The sequence below is a fragment of the Pseudomonas sp. FG13 genome, assembly GCF_057809755.1.
Window position 1 is genome coordinate 81,465 of the sequence record NZ_JBMDKO010000011.1, and the last position, 17,937, is coordinate 99,401.

Below are 17,937 nucleotides of genomic sequence, written 5' to 3' on the forward strand. Positions count from 1 at the left end.
ACCTCTCAGAGCACATTGAGAGGGATTTTCAGGTAACAAGTGCCATTGCTTTCAGGTGGAGGCAGATGACCTGCTCGCATGTTCACTTGCACGGATGGCAGGATAAGTGTCGGCATGCCCAACGTAGCGTCCCGCGCTTGGCGCATAGCTACGAAATCCGCTTCTCCCGTGCCCTCATGCACATGAATATTGTGGGCACGTTGCTCAGCAATGGTGGTTTCATTGCGGTAGTCATCTCGACCCGGGGCCTTGTAGTCGTGGCACATGAACAAACGGGTATCGTCGGGCAACTTGAACAATTTTTGGATGGACTGGAAGAGTTTTCGCGCATCGCCGCCGGGAAAGTCGCATCGAGCCGTGCCGTAATCAGGCATGAACAGTGTGTCGCCGACAAAGCCAGCATCTCCGATTAGATAGGTCATGCAGGCCGGTGTATGTCCCGGCGTATGGATGGCGTGCGCTTCGATTCCTCCGACCCAAAAGCGCTCACCGTCTTTCAGCAGCCGGTCGAATTGACGACCATCGGTGGCAAACTCGCTGCCGACGTTGAACAACTTACCAAAAGTATTCTGAATCACGCTGACCTGATCGCCGATGGCCAGTTGGCCGCCCAACTCGCGCTTTAGATACTGAGCCGCGGATAGATGGTCGGCATGTACATGGGTCTCCAGTAACCAATCCACCGTAAGCGTCTGCTTGCGCACATAGGTAATTAAACGTTCCGCGCTTTTGCAGGAGGTGCGACCTGATGCGGGGGCGTAATCGAGCACAGAGTCGATAACGGCGCAGCGGCCTGTAGTTGGGTCACTGACAACATAGCTGTAGGTATACGTAGCGGAGTCAAAAAAAGCTTCTACATGGGGTTTCATGATGGAATTCTCTTTTCGATACACGAGTGCAGTGCTGATCTGCCAACGGTTTGTAAGGAACCGTGATCAGCGCTGCGTACCTGATGTGCAACGGTTTTCGTTCAGCGACGGTTACAGGTTTTGATGCCTAGCAACGCGTAGAGGGGGCAGAAACGGAAAATGCCGGTTGCCAGCGGCACTAAACCTATCCAGCCCCATACGCCGATCACACCGGACAGACTGAGGCCAATGAGAAGCAGACCGACGACGATACGCAGGCCACGGTCAATGGTTCCGATGTTTGCTTTCATGGCGATCTCCCGATCAATGGCTGCGCCGGGTCTCCAGCGCGGTAAACAACAACATGCCGGCCAGCATGGCCAACATGAATACGATTATCTGCCAGCGTCCAGTCAGCAGAATTGCGACTGCGGGGCCAGGGCAGATGCCCGCTATTCCCCAGCCAATGCCGAACAACAGGCTCCCGCCAATCAAGCGCCGGTCCAATTCACGTTTGATCGGTAGCTGCATGGGCCTTCCCAGCAGCGAACTGGTGTGTTGTCGCGCCCAGGTTAGCGGGCCAACGGCTGTGCCAATGGCCCCGATCATGACCAACGCCAAGGACGGATCCCAGGCACCAGCCAGATCCAGGAAAGCGAGTACTTTGCTCGGGTTGGCCATGCCTGCCAGAAGCAGACCCAAGCCGAACAGCAGGCCAGCAATGAATGCGGTCAGTTTGATCATGTCCACCCCTCCAGCAGATGACGCAGGACAAACACTGTGGCGAAACCACTGAACATGAAACAAACAGTGGCGACCATCGATCGCGGCGAAAGGCGCGATAGGCCGCATACCCCATGGCCACTGGTGCAACCTGACCCGTATCGTGTGCCAATGCCCACCAATACACCGGCGACGGCCAGTCCGAACCAGCCACTTTTGAACTCGATCTGTGGCAGCGTGGCGAACAAGCTCCAGATAAGCGGCGCGATGAGCAGGCCCAGGAGAAAAAGAGCTTTCTCACTCACCCCCTCGCTCCCGCGCTGCAAAAGGCTGCCGATCAGACCGCTGATGCCTGCGATACGTCCATTGGCAACGACAAATAGACTGGCGGCCAGGCCAATCAATGCGCCTCCGGCAAGGGACGACCAGGGTGTGAAGTTGAGCCAGTCGACATTCATGAGGATTCTCCGGCGCGAAACTGTTGATAGAGGTTCTGGATGACAACCAATGCTGCGGGGCTCCGGATGCGATAGAACACCTGCTTTGCGTGACGGCGGCTTATGCACATGACTAAATCGCCTTCACCAGCAACGCCACCGCAACTACCACGGAAACTACGGCGAAGCCTTTCTGTAAGTATGGACCCGCTAGCCGGGCCGCGATCAGGCGTCCGCACACCATTCCAGCCAATGCTCCGATGGAAAACGGAATGGCCACTGCCCACTGCAGGTGGCCGGCTGCCGAGCTTGCGGCAACACCGGAAATCGAAACCAGCGCGATCACGGCCAGAGACGTTGCGAGCACTGACTGCGGGGTCAAATTGGTGTATCGCTGGAGCGCCGGCACCATCACAAAGCCTCCGCCCACGCCGAGCAATCCAGACAATCCCCCCGCGACAATGCCGGAGACGGTGAGTGCCCATGCACACGGACCGGTCCAGTTGAGCTTTCCTCGGTTGACGTCCAACAGACAAGGTGGTGGTTTGGATGTGACGAAGGGCTTCGACTCAGTGGAGGGCGCGAGGGATCGTCGATAGACCCGAAACGCAACGTACATCAGCACGAAGGCAAACATGATCGTCAACGGGCGATTGGGTGTGCGCTGCGCCAGCCAAAGACCAAGGGGAGAACAGACGATCCCCGCGCCTGCCACCAACAGCGCCGCTTTATAGCGGACGGTGCCGTTCTTGAGTCCCATCACGGCACCCAGGGTCGCAGCTAAACCGACAGCCAGTAAGCCAATGGGGCCCGCCTCGGCCATGCTCAACCCGACGCCGAACACCAGTAGTGGAACGGCCAGTATTCCTCCGCCAGCGCCGGTCAGCGCCAGAATGATTCCTACGGTAAGCCCCAGCAGCAAGACCACGATCATCCCAGTCTCCTTGCCTTCAGTCCTGATTTCATAAATCAGCCATCTCAGGTTTCGCCATCCACTCATGGCCCTTGAGCATTCCCTTCCAATACAGCGGTGGAAGAATCCGCTCTTTGAGCAGCCATGCCAGCCTCGATGGCCGGGTACCGTCAATCAGCCAGGATGGAAAACTGGGGGCAACCTTGCCGCCATAGGTGAATTCAGCCAGTACGATCTTGCCGCGTTCAACCGTCAGCGGGCAGGAGCCGTACCCGTCGTAATGGGCGCTGCCTTTCGCTTTCCCCATTGCTGCCAACACATTATGGGCAACGACTGGTGCCTGTTTACGTGCTGCTGCCGCGGTTTTCGCGTTGCTGGAGTTGGTGGCGTCTCCCAGTGCGTGAATATTTGCCCAGGTTTTATGACGCAGAGTGGCAGCGTCGACATCAATCCAGCCAGCCGCGTCTGCGAGAGGGCTGATCCGAACGAAATCCGGCGCAATCTGTGGCGGCACCACATGCAGGAGATCAAAGTTGCGCGTAACAAGATGGGCGCTGCCATCCGGATTGACACAGTTGAACGTTGCAGTCCGTGCGGGTCCATTTACGCTGGTGAGGGTGTTGCCGAAGTTCAGGTCGATGCCATAGGCCGCGACGTATTCCATCAATGCAGGCACATAGTCGGGAACGCCGAACAGCACCGCGCCGGCGCTGCAAAACTCGATCTCGATGTTATCCAATACACCGGTACGCTTCCAATGATCGGCAGACAGGTACATGGCTTTTTGCGGCGCCCCGGCACATTTGATTGGCATGGGCGGTTGCGTGAAGATGGCTCGTCCACCATTCAGTTGCTGCACGAGTTCCCACGTATAAGGCGCAAGGTGATACAGGTAGTTTGAAGTCACGCCGTTGCGGCCCAGGGTGTCCGACAACCCCTCGATTGCATGCCAATTGAGCTTCAGGCCAGGGCAGACGATCAATTGCTCATATTTGACGACTCTGCATCCATCAAGAATGACGGCATTTCTTTCGGGTTCAAAAGCGGCGACCGCCGACTTGATCCAATGCACACCGCGGGGGATGGTCGTACCCATCGTGCGGGCAGTTTGGGGCGCATCGAAGACGCCACAGCCGACAAGTGTCCAGCCAGGCTGATAGTAGTGCACATCTGCCGGGTCGATGATGGCAACGTCGAGTCCTGGGGCACGTGCCAGCAAGCTGGATGCCGCCGCAATACCTGCCGCACCGCCCCCGATGATGACCACAGTGTGCTGCGCCTCAGCGACTTCGACCGGCGTGCGCCCCTGATTCACAATACGGCGGATGACGCCTTTCATATCGAACCCGGCTTTTTTGGCGGTCTCGACGATGTGGGGCAGGGATTGTTGCCCCGCTTGTGATAGCGCCCACATCGTTGTCGAGCGCATACCGGAACGGCAATAGGCCAACACCGGTTTTGGCAGTGCTTCAAGGAGCTTGCCGAAGGCGATAGCTTGCTCGTCGGTGACTTTGCCTGATTCCGCGGGAAGGTAGTGCGCCTCGAGGCCAAGGGCTTGGGCGGCTCGTTTGATTTCGGCAAATAGGGGTTGGTCGCCTCCTTCGCCATCGGGACGGTTACACACGATGGCGCGAAAACCGGCGTCTTTCAGTTCTGCCAATTGATTGGGAAAAATCTGTTCTGATACCGACAGTCCAGGTGCAAGGCAACGAATGTCCATAAGGGTCTCCGTCAAGGGTATTTTTCTTCTGATTTTTTAGGGGGAGGGGCAACGTCAGGCGGCGTTGAGCGGGATTTTCAGGTAGCGCGTCCCGTTCGCCTCAGGCTCAGGCAAGTGCCCGGCGCGCATGTTGACCTGAACGGATGGCAGGATCAGTGTTGGCATGTCCATCGACGCATCACGCTTGGTGCGCATCGCCACGAACGCCTCCTCACTGATGCCATTACGCACATGGACGTTGTGCGCGCGCTGGTCGGCAACGGTACTGACGAACTGCACTTCGCGACCACCAGGCTGGTAGTCGTGGCACATGTACAACAAGGTGTCGGCCGGCAGACTCAGCACCTTGTTGATTGAATGGAATAACGTACGCGCGTTGCCCCCGGGAAAGTCACAGCGTGCAGTACCGTAGTCCGGCATAAACAGGGTATCGCCGACGAATGCGGCCGTTTCGGTCCCATCGCTGATCAAATAAGTCATGCAGGCTGGTGTATGGCCCGGTGTATGGAGCGCGTGGCATTGCAGCGTGCCAATGGCAAACGGTTCGTCATCAACGAATAGGTGATCGAACTGGCTTCCGTCGCGGGCCATGCCGCGACCGGTATTGAACAGCGTGCCGAACACTTCCTGCACCGTCGAAATCTGGCTACCGATTCCTATTTTTCCACCGAGCTTTTCCTTCAGGTATGGCGCGGCCGTCAGGTGGTCCGCATGGACGTGGGTCTCAAGGATCCAGTCGACCCTCGCATTGAGTTCGTTCACTCTCGCAATCAATTTGTCGGCAGACGTTGTGGCGGTATGGCCGGACTTGGGATCGTAATCAAGTACGCTGTCGATCACCGCGCAGTGGTGGGTGGTCTCATCCAATACCAGATAGCTGACGGTATGGGTGGCAGAATCGAAGAATCCTTCGACGTGAAGTTTTATGCTCATGATCTGTCTCCTTAGGGGGCTTTTACCAAGCCGCTCACACTAAGGACTGACACAGCAATAAATCTGCCAGGCAGGGTTTTCTTGTAGGTTTTGATTTATCTACATGATTTTATTGATTTTTATTTTGATTGGGATGGTTTGATTCTTTCCATTTTTACGTGGATTTACTGCCATTGGCAGTCCGTGTTGACAGAGGTGGCAGTGCCACTACAGGATGGGGTGACTCTCTGGAGCCACGATGAAAACTATCCTGCCCACACCAACCCAATCGCTGCCGCACTCGGAACAAGTGCAGTCACTGGTTTCGTTCCTTGAGCACGAACCCCAGCCAATGATCGTGCTCGATCCGGACTACAACATCCTGGCTGCCAACACGGCCTATCAACGGCAGTTTGGCAGCGCTGACAAACCCTTTATCGGTCATAAGTGTTATCAAATCTCACACCATTACGACGTACCTTGTGATCAGGCGGGTGAGAATTGCCCGATGAAGAAAGCGCAGGAAATGCGCGGACCGGATCGTGTCCTGCACATTCACCACACGCCTCGCGGGCCTGAGCATGTCGACGTCGAGTTGCGTCCGATTCTGGATGAGCACGGTGTTATTACTGCCTACGTGGAGCGTCTCACCCTGGTCCGCAGTGCCTATGCACGACCCAGCAATGAGGGGCTTGTCGGCTGCTCACCCGCCTTCAACCGTGCCCTGTCGGAGCTGCAGCGGGTGGCACCATCAATGCTGCCAGTGCTGTTGCTGGGCGAATCCGGTACGGGCAAAGAGCTGTTTGCCCGCGCCGTACATGAAACCAGCGAGCGGGCCACTGGACCCTTTGTCGTCGTTGATTGCTCTGGATTGACCGAAACGTTATTCGAGAGCGAACTGTTCGGCCATGAAAAAGGAGCATTCACCGGTGCCACCACGCGTAAGCCTGGCCTGGTTGAAACTGCCCAAGGCGGCACATTGTTCCTCGATGAAATTGGCGATGTTCCACTGGCGATGCAAGTGAAGTTGTTGCGCCTGATCGAGTCGGGCACTTATCGCCGTGTCGGGAGTGTCGAAACCCTTCATGCTAACTTCAGGTTAATTGCTGCGACCCACAAACCATTGGAAAAGATGATGGAGAAGGGGGAGTTCAGACAGGACCTGTACTACCGCATCAGCGCCTTTCCAATTCAACTACCGCCCTTGCGTAACCGAGTGGAAGACATTGGTCTGCTTGTAAATTCATTTCTGCAACGTGCCGGTACAGGCAAGCGCCGACTGACGATAGATGCAGATGCTTTGATGCAATTGCAGCGGTACGCCTGGCCCGGCAATATTCGTGAATTACGCAACGTTCTGGAAAGAGCCAGTCTGTTTGCTGACGATGGGGTGATCCGCTCCGTACATTTGCCCCCGGTATCCGTGGCGGCGTCTGCTCAGTCCGCTCCTTCAACTGCTCTCGACGGCAACTCGCTGACACAGGAACTGGCGACTTTCAAAGGTACTCGCAGTGAGCTGGCCAGGCACCTGGGTATTAGCGAACGGACCTTGTACCGACGATTGAAAGAGCAAGGTCTGGCCTAGTAACGAGTGTTCAAGCTCAGGACTGCCAATGACTGCCAGCCCTGGCAGATTGGCAGTGCACTAGCCCTGCCGAGGCATCTCGCGTATCACCGGTCTAGTGATTAACTGACTGTTTTAAAAAGATAAAATCCAACCCCTTGCCCTTGGCACGCCCTGTGCTATCTGCATAGTCATGACCATTTCCGACAAACGACTGCGACGCCATCTGCTCACGGCAGTAGTGATCAAACTACTGGTGCTGACAGTGTTGTGGTGGCTGTTCATCCGGGATTCGCGCGTTAGCGTCGACTCGAACACTATCGGCGACAGGTTCGGCGTACCCACCACGACTCAAGGGGCAAGCAAGTGATTTCAGAACACCTGGTGGATTTGTCTCGGCTGCAGTTTGCAGCCACCGCGCTTTACCATTTTCTTTTTGTACCGCTCACCGTTGGCATGGTTTGGCTGCTGGTCATCATGGAAAGTGTCTATGTGATGACCGGTAATGTCATCTGGAAAGACATGACGCGTTTCTGGGGCAAGCTGTTCGGTATCAACTTTGCCTTGGGGGTGACCACGGGCATCACTCTGGAATTTCAGTTCGGTACCAACTGGGCGTACTACTCGCATTACGTCGGCGATATTTTCGGAGCCCCGCTGGCAATCGAAGGCTTGATGGCGTTCTTTCTTGAGTCGACCATGATCGGCCTGTTCTTCTTTGGTTGGGATCGTCTGAAGAAAGAGCACCATTTACTGGTCACGTTGCTGATGGCGATTGGCACAAACCTTTCAGCGTTGTGGATTTTGATCGCCAATGGATGGATGCAGAACCCGGTGGGTTCAGAATTCAGTTACATCACCATGCGCATGGAGGTGGTTGATTTCTGGGCGGTGGTTTTCAATCCAGTGGCGCAGGCCAAGTTCGTACACACCGTCTCAGCCGGTTACGTCACCGGCTCGATGTTCGTGCTGTCGATTTCCAGTTGGTATTTGCTCAAGAATCGTGATGTCGAGTTTGCCAAACGCAGCTTCCGGGTGGCGGCAGCCTTTGGCCTGGCATCGGTGCTGAGTGTGATCGTACTGGGTGATGAGTCTGGTTACACGGTGGGTGAGGCACAGCAAACAAAAATGGCTGCCATGGAGGCCATGTGGGAAACCAAGCCTGCACCGGCAGGCCTGACATTGGTGGCCAGTATCAATGAAGCCGAGTCCAAAAATAACTGGGAAGTCGAAGTGCCTTGGTTGATGGGCCTCATTGGCACACGATCAGTCAGCAAGCAGATTCCAGGCATTCACGAGATTAAAGAAAAGAACCGCGCTCGAATTCTCCGAGGCATTACCGCCGTCAATGCTCTTGAAGCCGTCAGGGCCAATCGCACCGATTCAGCAGCGCTCAATACATTCGAGAAATACCAGGCCGATCTGGGCTTCGGACTGTTGCTCAAGAAGTATGTCGAGGACGTCAACCAGGCCACGCCGGCCATTATCGAAAAGGCTATAAACGATACGGTGCCGCGCGTGACGCCGATGTTCTGGGCGTTCAGGATCATGGTATGTCTCGGTTTTGCCATGCTTATGCTCTTCGGACTGGCCTTCTGGAGCACCCTGAAATCGACCTGTACGCGCCGCCGCTGGTTACTGCGTTGGGCGCTCTGCATGCTGCCTGCGCCATGGATTGCCTGTGAGCTTGGCTGGTTCGTCGCTGAATACGGCCGCCAGCCTTGGACCATCTACGGCGTGCTGCCAACCCACATGAGCGTATCCACGCTCAGCGTCAACAACCTCTATGGCTCGCTGGTGGGATTCATCGTTTTCTACACCGTGTTGCTAGTGGTTGAAGTGTTCCTGATGGTCAAGTTTGCCCGTCAAGGTCCAGGCAGCCTGGGTACCGGTCGTTACGTTCACGATGCCCATTTGAAGGAACTCATCCATGCTTGATTACTTCACGCTGAAAATTATCTGGTGGGCGCTGGTCGGTGTGCTGCTGATCGGCTTCGCCATCATGGATGGCCACGATATGGGGGTTGGCACCTTGTTGCCTTTTGTTGGCCGCAATGACATGGAGCGTCGCGTCATCATCAACACCGTCGGTCCGCATTGGGACGGCAACCAGGTATGGTTCATCACTGCGGGCGGCGCATTGTTCGCGGCATGGCCTGTGGTGTATGCCACAGCGTTCAGCGGTTTCTATTGGGCGATGATTCTGGTCCTCTGGGCGTTGTTCTTCCGCCCCGTGGGTTTTGACTATCGCAGCAAGATCCACAACTCCACCTGGCGTAGCACCTGGGATTGGGGACTCTTCGTGGGAGGGGCCGTGCCACCCTTGGTGTTCGGGATTGCGTTTGGAAACCTGCTGCAAGGTGTACCTTTCCACTTCGACAATTTTCTGGTGTCGACGTATACCGGCAATTTCTGGCAACTGCTCAATCCCTTCGCATTGCTTACCGGCGTTGTGAGCAGCGCAATGATTACCCTGCAAGGTGGTGCTTATCTGGCACATCGCACTGAGGGCGCTATCCAGGCAAGGGCAATCAAAGGCGCGGTGGGTGCAGCGGTCGTGCTGGTCTGTACCTTTATAGCTGCCGGCATCTGGCTGCAATGGATTGATGGCTATCGCATCACGTCGGTGGTCGATACGGCGGGATTACCTGACATTCTCGGCAAATCCGTGGTACGCGAAGCTGGAGCCTGGATGGCCAACTATGGCCATTATCCTTTGCTGTGGTTACTGCCCGCGCTGGGGTTGAGTGGCGCAGCAGGTGCCGCTTTGTTGTTGAGGGGGCGGCATACACTTTCAGCGTTTATCGCATCATCGCTCGCGGTCATCGGTGTTATCAGCACGGCGGGTATATCGATGTTTCCGTTTGTTATGCCGTCATCCACGATGCCTGCAGCGAGTCTTACGGTGTGGGACAGCGTCTCCAGTCACTTGAGCCTGACCATCATGTTCTGGGCCACGCTGATCTTCATGCCACTGATTGTGCTTTATACCTCTTGGGCTTACCGCGTCATGCGGGGCAAGGTAACCATCGCGCAGATCAAAGCCAACGAACATTCGGCCTATTAGTGCCGGCAAAGGAGTCATGAACATGTGGTATTTCGCCTGGATGCTGGGTGTCGGTTTTGCGTTGCTACTGGCTATTCTCAATGCGATGTGGGGCGAGAACGAAGTCGGCCGAGCCTCGAGTGACAACGAGGAGGCACGGCCATGATGCCGCGTGTCGCTGACCCACAACCGATCTCACAGATTCGTTTGCCGAGTCTGGTTATCGCTATAGCAATCATGCTTGCATGTACGCTCTATCCTCCCATGATGGCTGCTCCCGACGGCAGACCGGACCATGCTCTGGCGACTGCATTGTTCGCAGCCATGAGTGTGGCTTTTGTGAGAGGTGTGGGATTTGTTCCGCGGATGCTCGTGTGGCGTTGGCTTTTCTCACGCTGGATCTGTTTGGCAATGCTGGCGGTTGCTGGCTGGGTAAAGTTTCATTGAGCGTTGGCGACAAGAGAACGTACGCCTCATGAGCCACCATTGCGAACAGCGATCCGACAAAGCGTTTCACATCGGACGGGTTTCAATCTGCGCCTGCAACCGACCGCCGACAATGGATATTTCCTTGAATCGCTGTTCGTCGCGCAGCACGAACAACGCATCCATCCCGCGTTCCTGAGCCAGACGTGGCCCTTCGGTTTCACCCAACACCATCAGCGCTGTGGCCCAGGCGTCAGCGAGCATGCACGAAGCGGCCACCACGGTGACAGCGGCGAGCCTGTTGCACAGCGGCGCGCCGGTGGCCGGATTCATGGTATGGGCATAGGCTTGACCGGCCACGTCGACCCAGTGTCGGTAGTCCCCGGAGGTCGCGATTGCGGCATCGCCCAGTTCCATCACACCCATGACTTCACGCACGCCCCGTTCAGGTTTTTCCACCGCCACGACCCAGCACTGACCGTCGGGTTTGACGCCCCGGGCGCGCATCTCGCCGTCGATGCCGACGAGGTAGCGAGTGATACCAAAACCGTCCAGGCAACGGGCCAGTTCATCGACGCCAAATCCTTTGGCGATGCCATTCAGATCAAGCTGCAGCGGTGCGAGTTTGCGCACCTGTTTGCGTAAAGGATCAACCACCAACGTGGCGCTGGCTGATAGCCGGGGGGGAGGCATTGTAGCGAGCGTCTGCTCTGTGACTGTCTGTTCTCCGGGGCCGAATCCCCAGGCATTAACCAAGTCACCCACCGCGACGTCGAAGGCACCACCGGATTGCTGACTCACACGCAGTGCCGCAGACAACACTGTTGCCAGTTCCTGTGGCACGGCAATCCATTGCTGCTCGGGCGCTGCGTTGAGGCGGTTGAGGTCCGAGTCGGGTTTCCAGGTGGACATTTGCTGGTCCACCCGGGCTACGGCACAGGCTAGGTGACGTGCCACTTCGTCGGTGTCGATCCCGGCCCCGGCGTAGAACAGGGCGGTGTAGCGGGTGCCCATGGTTTCGCCGCTCAGGCTGAAGCGCAGCAACTCAGTAGACGTCTTCACGGTAGCGTCCTTGTGCCTTGAGGGTCAGAACATCCAGATTGAGAGGCGCCAATACTTCATCGAGGGCTTGCATCACGCCTTTGGCCATCTCGCGGCTGCCACACACCAGCACTTGGGCGCCTTTCTCAATCAGTCGACGCAGGGCCAGGGCATCGCTGATCAGTCGGTCTTGCACGTAGCTGCGGTCCTGAACCTGAGAAAAGGCGGCGCGCAGTGTCGTCAGGCGGCGGTCGGCCAGGTACTGGTTGAGCTGCGGCTCATAGAGAAAGTCCGAGGCCGGGTTGCGTCCACCCCAATACAAATGCATCGGGTGGCGGGCCGTGTTGTTGCGGATGAAACCGGCCAAGGGGCCGATGCCGGTACCGGCGCCGATCAGGATCACCGGGTGCGTGCCCGACGCCGGACGAAATTGCGGGTTTGGCTGGATAAACGCTTCGATCGACGCACCAATGTCCAGGCCGTGAAGAAACTCCGAGCACACGCCACCGTTGTGTTTGCGCACGCAGATTTCCAGCACGCCGTCCTGCGAGCCGCTGGCCAGTGAATAGAAACGCGGGGTCTGGCTGCCCGGGGGCACTATCGCGACCAAGTCACCGGCCAGGAAGTCCGGCAACTCGCTGGACGCTTTGAAGCGCAAGACGTGGGTGGGGGCGTTCACCTGTTCGCCGTAGACAATGCGCTCGGTCAGCTGCAATGGGTGAGTCTGTGGCCGCTGCGGGGCATGGATCAGTGCCAGGTCATGCTGGAGCACTTCGCCCAGCGCGTGGCCCCAGCGCGTAAATTCCTGAGAGGACTGGCGGTTGACGGTTTCCAACCCCAGTAACGGCGCGCCACCGGCTTGCAACATGGCGTCGTGCACCTGATGGGCGAACTGGCAGAACTGCGGGAACTGCCGATCACCGAAGCCCAGCACAGCAAAGGGCAGTCCGGGCTTGAGACCGGCTTTGGCCAGCCGCGCCAGGAACTGCGAGGCCGAGGCTGGCGCGTCGCCGTCACCGTGGGTCGCCGTCAGGATGAGCACCCGCTGGGCGTTGCTGTAGTCGTTGGCGTACTGATTCATGGTCGCGCTATGCACCCGGTGTCCGGCCAGGTGCAAGGCGGCGTGCAAGGTGTTGGCACAGCCCCAGGTGCTGTTGTTTTCACTGCCCACCAGAATCACGCTGTCGGCAGAGTGGGCCGGGGCGTTGTGGCGGATCTTCGGGCCAGCCTTGCGGCGGCGCCACCACAACAGGATGCCGGTCACGCTCATCAACGGTACGCAGAGGGCGCAGAGTCCCAGGGGTAGGCCCAGCCACCACAGGCCCTCGCCGGTGTGCATCTGGTAAATCAATTCATAAAGATGATGCATCGAGTCGTGGGGCTGATAGGACAGCAAGGCACCGCTGACCTGATCCACGTAGCCGTCGCCCTGGATCGTGCGCAAGGAAAACACATCCTTCGGGTTGCCGGGGCTGGGGTAGACCAGTTCGCGCAGTTCATTGAGGTCGGTGGCCTGCAAGGCTTGAAGGCTCGCCACCGGCAAGGCCGGGCCGTTACTGACGTGGGCGGGGAAGGCGGGCTCACTCTGACTGCCGTCAGCGATAAAGCCGAAGGTGGTGGCAGACATATAGAGCCCGCTCAACGCCGACAGCAGCAGCCCGAGCAAGGCCAGTCGGCCGACCTCAGCATGCCAGCGCTGGCTGAAGGTGCCCCGCAGTGGCCGCAGCACGTTGTGCCAACCCCCCAGGCGTCGGGCGAGCAATAGTGCGCCAGACACCGACAGCATCAGCATGAACAGCGCGCCGACCCCCGACACCCCGTGGCCTGGCGAGCCGAGGAACATCGAGCGGTGCAGCTCTTTCACCCAGCGCGTGAACGCGGAGGGTGCATAGGGTGCCAGGCCTTCGCCGGTCAGCGGATCGACCGTTTCAGCCCCGGCCTGACCGTTCCGGTTGTAGTAGACGATGACTGTCCCGGACGCTGTACGCTGGATCTGCTCTACGCCCGGGAAGTGATTGGCAACACGTCCGGCCAGTTGGCCGACGTTGAGTTGTCCGGTCGCGGTGGTGGTACTGTGCAAGCGTTCCAGCGCCGGGTCGACCGACAGGATCGCGCCGCTGATGGCCAACAGCATGACCAACAGGGCCGCGATCAGACCGGGCAGGGAATGGGACTGGCGAAGCATGTTCAGCCTCCGGAAAGGGCAGGTGCTACAGATCGTAAGTAAACGACTCGACATAGGTGCTGCCGGCCACTGGCTGGCCCGCGCCCTTGGACGTGAGCGGCACGCTGACATCGGCGCGGGCGTCACGTTTGTCTTCTACGGCACTGTCGATGCGGATCTGGTACCCGGCATCGATCAGGGTATCTGCCAGCTCGACGCTGACTTTGAGCGTGCGCCCACTGCCGACGCTGGCACCGCTGACCCCATCAAACTCGGTGCGGTTCATTCCGCTACCACGGGCCCAGTCTCCCAGGTGCTTGTAGTACTTGGCCTTTTTGCCGGCCACCCAGAGGGTTTTCTGGTATTGGCCATTGGCGTCGGTCACGTAGATCGCCAGGTAGGCATCATTGCCGCTGTAGTCCTTGAGCTGGGTGGTCAGCGTCACTTCACGGGCATGGGCCAATCCCGGCAGGGCAATGGTGCCGGCGAGGCAGGTGGCTGCGATGATCTTCTTCATGAGTGTCTCCTTCTGATCGTTAGGTCGAGAGCCTGGACCTGCTTGCTGACAGCAACCTGAAGCGCAGGAAAAACTCATCGAGAGGTGAGGCGTCATTCAGTGATCGGGCTGCGGAGGTAGTCGTTGGCATCGCCATCGTCGCGGAAATGGATCTCTAGGGTGCGCAGGCGCAGCGAGGCCGGTGAGTAGCTGGCTTCGATGGCGTTGCCTTTTCGATCCAACCCCTTGAGCTCGTAACAGCCGTCGTCAACCTTGATGCGTTGCACGTTCCAGCCGTATTGCCGCTCGACTTGCAGACGCAAGGTTTCACGGGGTTGCCAGTCGCTCACCGGGTCGGTGCAGTCTTCGTCGGCCAGGACGTGACCGCTGAGCAGCAGGCTCAAAAGGGTTGCATGGGGAATAAAACCTGACTTCATGATCTGTCTCCTGCCGCGGTCGGCGTCTGTCGCATACCCTAGAGTGCATTCCTGACAATCAGCTGAATCTTCAGATTCACGTCAGGTAAGGCGATTAAGGTGCGGCACGACAACCACCACAGGAGTTGCCAGATGCGGGTTCTATTGGTCGAGGACGCCCTTGGGTTGGGGGACGCGGTGCGCGAGCAGATCGCGGATGACGGTCACGCTGTGGATTGGGTGCAGCGTCTGGACCATGCGCGCGACAGCGTACGCACCACACCATACGACCTGATTCTGCTGGACTTGATGCTGCCGGACGGTCGCGGGCTGGATTTTCTGCGTCAGCAGCGCACGGCGGGGAATGTGGCCCCGGTGATTATCCTGACGGCCCAGGATCAGATTTCCGACCGCATTGCCGGCCTCAATGCCGGGGCTGATGATTATCTGGTCAAACCGTTCGACCTGTCCGAGCTCTCTGCCCGTGTCGCCGCGGTGGCCCGACGTTACAGCGGCAACCCCAACCCGCAGATCAGGCTCGGTAACCTGCAGGTGGACATGAGCGCCCGCACTGTGCAGCGTGACGGTACCATTGTGGACCTGACGGCCCGCGAATGGGCGCTGTTCGAAGCGTTCGTGCAGCGTCCCAGCGCGTTGTTGTCCAAGTCGCAGTTGGAAGAACGGCTGTATGCCTTCGGTGCCGAAATCGAGAGCAACACCATCGAGGTCTACATCAGTCGTCTGCGTAAGAAACTCGGACGCGAGCTGATTGAAACCGTGCGTGGCATGGGCTACCGGTTGATGGCCGGATGAAGCCTTCTTCGAGCCTGCAAAAACGCCTCGGCCTGGGGCTGACCCTGGGCATGACCTTGCTGTGGCTGGGCGCGACAGTTGGTGCCTGGCTGGTGGTACAACATGAGTTGAACGAGGCGTTCGACAGCGCACTGGAAGAGACCGCGCAACGCATCTTGCCGCTGGCCGTGTTGGAAATCAGCAACCGTGAGGGGCCCCGTGAGGCTCAGCACGTTGCGACGTTGAAAATGCATAAGGAATATCTGACGTACCTGGTGCGAGATGCCAGCGGCCAGATCCTGATGCAGTCCCACGATGCCAACCCGAAGATCTTCAATCAACAACCGATTGAGGGTTTTTCCACCTCTGGAAAGTACCGCTTGTATGGCGCCAGCGCATTGCGCGGAACGCTGTTCATTGAAGTCGCCGAGCCGCTGGGGCATCGCCGTGAAGCCGCGCGAGAAGCTCTGTTTGCCTTGTTGTTGCCACTGTTGGCGCTGATTCCCATCAGCCTGTTGGGCACTTGGTTGTTCGTGCGAATCAGTCTGCGCAGTGTGCTGGCATATCGTCGTGCGGTCGAGGCGCGAGGCGTGGGTGATTTATCGCCGATCAAGGTGGCCCGCCTGCCGGCAGAAATTGATCCGTTGGCCGAGGCCGTCAACCATCTGCTGGAGCGTTTGCGCAAGGCCCTGGAAGCCGAACGCAGCTTTACCGCCAACAGCGCCCATGAGCTGCGCACGCCATTGGCCGCGACCCTGGCGCAGATCCAGCGGCTACACCACGAGGCGCCCGAAGGCCCGTTGCGAGTACGAGCGGCGAAGATCGAAAACGCATTGCGCGAGTTGGCGCGGCTTTCGGAAAAGCTCATGCAACTGGCCAAGGCCGAGGGCGGTGGGCTGCTGTCCGAAACACCTCAGGACCTGATTCCATTGCTCGCCCATGGGGTCGATGAATGGAACCAGCGCAATGGTCAGCGCATCGAGTTGCATTTGCCCGGCCAAGCCAGCGTGTACTCAAGCATCGATCCGGACGCCTTTGGCATCCTCCTGCGCAACCTGATCGAGAATGCGCTCAAGTATGGGGCAGCAGATCAACCGATAGAAATCAGCCTCACCGAAGAGGCGCTACTGCGGGTGGTCAATGGCGGCCCTGCGGTGCCGCAGTCGGTATTGCAGCGTCTTACAGAGCGCTTTGTACGTGGTCACAGTGAAATCAGTGGTTCAGGGTTGGGGTTGGCGATTACGAAAACCATCGTGCAAGGGGTCAACGGGAGAATGAAATTGGTGTCCCCTGCGACAGGTCGACAGGAGGGTTTCGAAGTGTGTGTCTGGTTACCGCTTGCCTGACTCCAGCCAGGTCGTCCATGACCGCGATTCGAGGCACAGGCACAAAAAAGCCCGGACACCGCCGGGCTGTTCAGAGAATACATTCAGTGCGAGTCCACTTCTTTCGCCACCTCGACAGATGATTCCCTGCGCTTGCGAACCCGGTCAAAGAGAGCGTGAACCGGGTGTAGAACAGCCGCAAGCGTGCACAGCAGCAAGATGACGAACATTAAAATCAACGGCGTGCTTTCGTGCGAAAACATGGTGGGTACTCCTGTAGTCACTATGTTGTAACCCGTAGGGTAGACGCGTTTGACGGTGATTGGGATGAACGTATGTTCATCCTCGGGCGCTTGAATTGTGGTACGACAGAGCTTGCACTGGCTGGCACCGCGCAGGGAGTGTGCAAGGATTATGCGCCGAAGTCATCCGGCGCATCGGCGGCTCTCATTCAGCCACCAGCAACAATGACTGCGGCATCGCGCGCTGAGGGTGTTGCGGTTCCTGCAAACCCGTCAGCCGAAAGCCGGCCATGTCCAGGGCATTAAACCAGCTGGGCAGGGTGCGCAGGTACCACGGCATGGGCTGCCACTGTCCCTTGAAACCTTCGAAGTGTTCCTGCCGCCAACCATCCTGATAGTCGCCCGCGGCGGCGACCCAGGGATGCAAGGTCTGGATCACCAGGGCGCCGCCAGGGACGAGCAGAGCCTTCATGGCGGTGAGCAGGGGGATGATGTCCTGGTGCAACAGGGCAAAGTTGGCGCAGATCAGGTCGTAGTCGCTGCCGACGTCCACTTTCGCCTGCACCAGCGCTTCATAGCTGGCCAGGTGCACGGGCGAAGATCCGGCCGTCCGTGCGGACGCCACCAGCGTGGCATCGCCATCTACTCCAACGGCCTGGATGCCCCGCCCAGCCAGGGCCCGCAATAGCCAGCCTTCACCGCAACCCAGGTCGAGCACGCGCCCGGGTTGGCGGCTCAGCACTGCCAGCAGGATGGCCTGGTCGGTGATTTAGCGTCGGCTTTCGATGGCGCCGGTGCGGATGACGTCGATCCAGGCCTGGGCGTTGTGGTGCCAGCTTTGAAGGAGCTCTGATTCGTGGGTGGGCATAGCG

General features: G+C 58.3%; 20 protein-coding genes and 1 pseudogene. 8 read left to right on the top strand and 13 right to left on the bottom strand.

Features of this window, described 5'->3' with window-relative positions; translation table 11 throughout:
* Positions 1 to 5: 5 nt before the first annotated feature.
* The 7 genes from ACODTO_RS12270 to ACODTO_RS12300 form a co-directional block, all read right to left on the bottom strand.
* Positions 6 to 869, bottom strand: coding sequence for an MBL fold metallo-hydrolase (locus ACODTO_RS12270; protein ID WP_489106496.1), 864 nt, complete (start codon positions 867 to 869; stop codon positions 6 to 8).
* 101 nt (positions 870 to 970) lie between these two features.
* Positions 971 to 1,159 carry a YgaP family membrane protein gene (locus ACODTO_RS12275; RefSeq protein WP_464709329.1) on the bottom strand — a complete coding sequence of 63 codons (189 nt, stop codon included), beginning with the start codon at positions 1,157 to 1,159 and terminating at the stop codon, positions 971 to 973.
* Between the two features lie 13 nt (positions 1,160 to 1,172).
* Entirely contained in the window at positions 1,173 to 1,592 is a 420-nt protein-coding gene (locus ACODTO_RS12280; protein ID WP_139643948.1) for a DUF6691 family protein, read from the bottom strand.
* Positions 1,589 to 2,029 carry a YeeE/YedE family protein gene (locus tag ACODTO_RS12285; RefSeq protein ID WP_139643945.1) on the bottom strand — a complete coding sequence of 147 codons (441 nt, stop codon included), beginning with the start codon at positions 2,027 to 2,029 and terminating at the stop codon, positions 1,589 to 1,591. The genes ACODTO_RS12280 and ACODTO_RS12285 overlap by 4 nt, the downstream gene beginning before the upstream one ends.
* A gap of 112 nt (positions 2,030 to 2,141) precedes the next feature.
* A complete protein-coding gene (locus ACODTO_RS12290) occupies positions 2,142 to 2,942 on the bottom strand; it encodes a sulfite exporter TauE/SafE family protein (protein ID WP_139643942.1) in 801 nt (266 codons plus the stop codon).
* Positions 2,943 to 2,970: 28 nt separating this feature from the next.
* Entirely contained in the window at positions 2,971 to 4,641 is a 1,671-nt protein-coding gene (locus ACODTO_RS12295) for a bifunctional protein tyrosine phosphatase family protein/NAD(P)/FAD-dependent oxidoreductase (protein ID WP_489106497.1), read from the bottom strand.
* 54 nt (positions 4,642 to 4,695) lie between these two features.
* Positions 4,696 to 5,574: an MBL fold metallo-hydrolase gene (locus tag ACODTO_RS12300; RefSeq protein ID WP_489106498.1), complete on the bottom strand. Its 879-nt coding sequence runs from the start codon at positions 5,572 to 5,574 to the stop codon at positions 4,696 to 4,698.
* A gap of 238 nt (positions 5,575 to 5,812) precedes the next feature.
* Between ACODTO_RS12300 and ACODTO_RS12305 the strand changes: the two genes are divergently transcribed.
* The 6 genes from ACODTO_RS12305 (at position 5,813) to ACODTO_RS12330 (ending at position 10,610) form a co-directional block, all read left to right on the top strand.
* Positions 5,813 to 7,138 carry a sigma-54 interaction domain-containing protein gene (locus tag ACODTO_RS12305; RefSeq protein WP_489106499.1) on the top strand — a complete coding sequence of 442 codons (1,326 nt, stop codon included), beginning with the start codon at positions 5,813 to 5,815 and terminating at the stop codon, positions 7,136 to 7,138.
* A gap of 172 nt (positions 7,139 to 7,310) precedes the next feature.
* Entirely contained in the window at positions 7,311 to 7,487 is a 177-nt protein-coding gene (gene cydP, locus ACODTO_RS12310) for a cytochrome oxidase putative small subunit CydP (RefSeq protein WP_489106500.1), read from the top strand.
* Positions 7,484 to 9,055, top strand: a complete 1,572-nt coding sequence (locus ACODTO_RS12315; protein WP_489106501.1) for a cytochrome ubiquinol oxidase subunit I — start codon at positions 7,484 to 7,486, stop codon at positions 9,053 to 9,055. Before cydP ends, ACODTO_RS12315 begins: the two co-directional genes overlap by 4 nt.
* Positions 9,048 to 10,184 carry a cytochrome d ubiquinol oxidase subunit II gene (gene cydB / locus ACODTO_RS12320; protein WP_139643927.1) on the top strand — a complete coding sequence of 379 codons (1,137 nt, stop codon included), beginning with the start codon at positions 9,048 to 9,050 and terminating at the stop codon, positions 10,182 to 10,184. The genes ACODTO_RS12315 and cydB overlap by 8 nt, the downstream gene beginning before the upstream one ends.
* Before the next feature lie 22 nt (positions 10,185 to 10,206).
* Entirely contained in the window at positions 10,207 to 10,329 is a 123-nt protein-coding gene (gene cydX, locus ACODTO_RS12325) for a cytochrome bd-I oxidase subunit CydX (protein ID WP_139643924.1), read from the top strand.
* Positions 10,326 to 10,610 carry a cyd operon YbgE family protein gene (locus ACODTO_RS12330; protein ID WP_139643920.1) on the top strand — a complete coding sequence of 95 codons (285 nt, stop codon included), beginning with the start codon at positions 10,326 to 10,328 and terminating at the stop codon, positions 10,608 to 10,610. Before cydX ends, ACODTO_RS12330 begins: the two co-directional genes overlap by 4 nt.
* A 66-nt stretch (positions 10,611 to 10,676) precedes the next feature.
* Here ACODTO_RS12330 and ACODTO_RS12335 read toward each other — a convergent pair whose 3' ends face one another.
* From ACODTO_RS12335 to ACODTO_RS12350, 4 genes are all read right to left on the bottom strand, one after another.
* Complete coding sequence (locus ACODTO_RS12335) at positions 10,677 to 11,651, bottom strand: FAD:protein FMN transferase (protein ID WP_489106502.1); 975 nt, start codon at positions 11,649 to 11,651, stop codon at positions 10,677 to 10,679.
* Complete coding sequence (locus ACODTO_RS12340) at positions 11,635 to 13,815, bottom strand: PepSY domain-containing protein (RefSeq protein WP_489106503.1); 2,181 nt, start codon at positions 13,813 to 13,815, stop codon at positions 11,635 to 11,637. Before ACODTO_RS12340 ends, ACODTO_RS12335 begins: the two co-directional genes overlap by 17 nt.
* Before the next feature lie 25 nt (positions 13,816 to 13,840).
* Positions 13,841 to 14,311, bottom strand: a complete 471-nt coding sequence (locus ACODTO_RS12345) for a DUF2271 domain-containing protein (protein ID WP_175362059.1) — start codon at positions 14,309 to 14,311, stop codon at positions 13,841 to 13,843.
* A gap of 92 nt (positions 14,312 to 14,403) precedes the next feature.
* Complete coding sequence (locus ACODTO_RS12350; RefSeq protein ID WP_139643911.1) at positions 14,404 to 14,727, bottom strand: PepSY domain-containing protein; 324 nt, start codon at positions 14,725 to 14,727, stop codon at positions 14,404 to 14,406.
* Positions 14,728 to 14,859: 132 nt separating this feature from the next.
* Here ACODTO_RS12350 and ACODTO_RS12355 point away from each other — a divergent pair, with 132 nt between their 5' ends.
* Together ACODTO_RS12355 and ACODTO_RS12360 are read left to right on the top strand one after the other, a co-directional pair.
* Positions 14,860 to 15,519, top strand: a complete 660-nt coding sequence (locus ACODTO_RS12355) for a response regulator transcription factor (RefSeq protein ID WP_489106504.1) — start codon at positions 14,860 to 14,862, stop codon at positions 15,517 to 15,519.
* On the top strand, positions 15,516 to 16,844 hold the full coding sequence (locus ACODTO_RS12360) for a sensor histidine kinase (protein ID WP_175385608.1): 1,329 nt from the start codon (positions 15,516 to 15,518) through the stop codon (positions 16,842 to 16,844). The genes ACODTO_RS12355 and ACODTO_RS12360 overlap by 4 nt, the downstream gene beginning before the upstream one ends.
* A gap of 83 nt (positions 16,845 to 16,927) precedes the next feature.
* Here the strand turns inward: ACODTO_RS12360 and ACODTO_RS12365 are convergent, their stop codons facing one another.
* Together ACODTO_RS12365 and ACODTO_RS12370 are read right to left on the bottom strand one after the other, a co-directional pair.
* Positions 16,928 to 17,086 (bottom strand): hypothetical protein, encoded by a 159-nt coding sequence (locus tag ACODTO_RS12365; protein ID WP_489106505.1) that lies wholly within the window; start codon positions 17,084 to 17,086, stop codon positions 16,928 to 16,930.
* Positions 17,087 to 17,270: 184 nt separating this feature from the next.
* Positions 17,271 to 17,933: pseudogene (locus ACODTO_RS12370) on the bottom strand (class I SAM-dependent methyltransferase).
* Positions 17,934 to 17,937 lie beyond the last annotated feature (4 nt).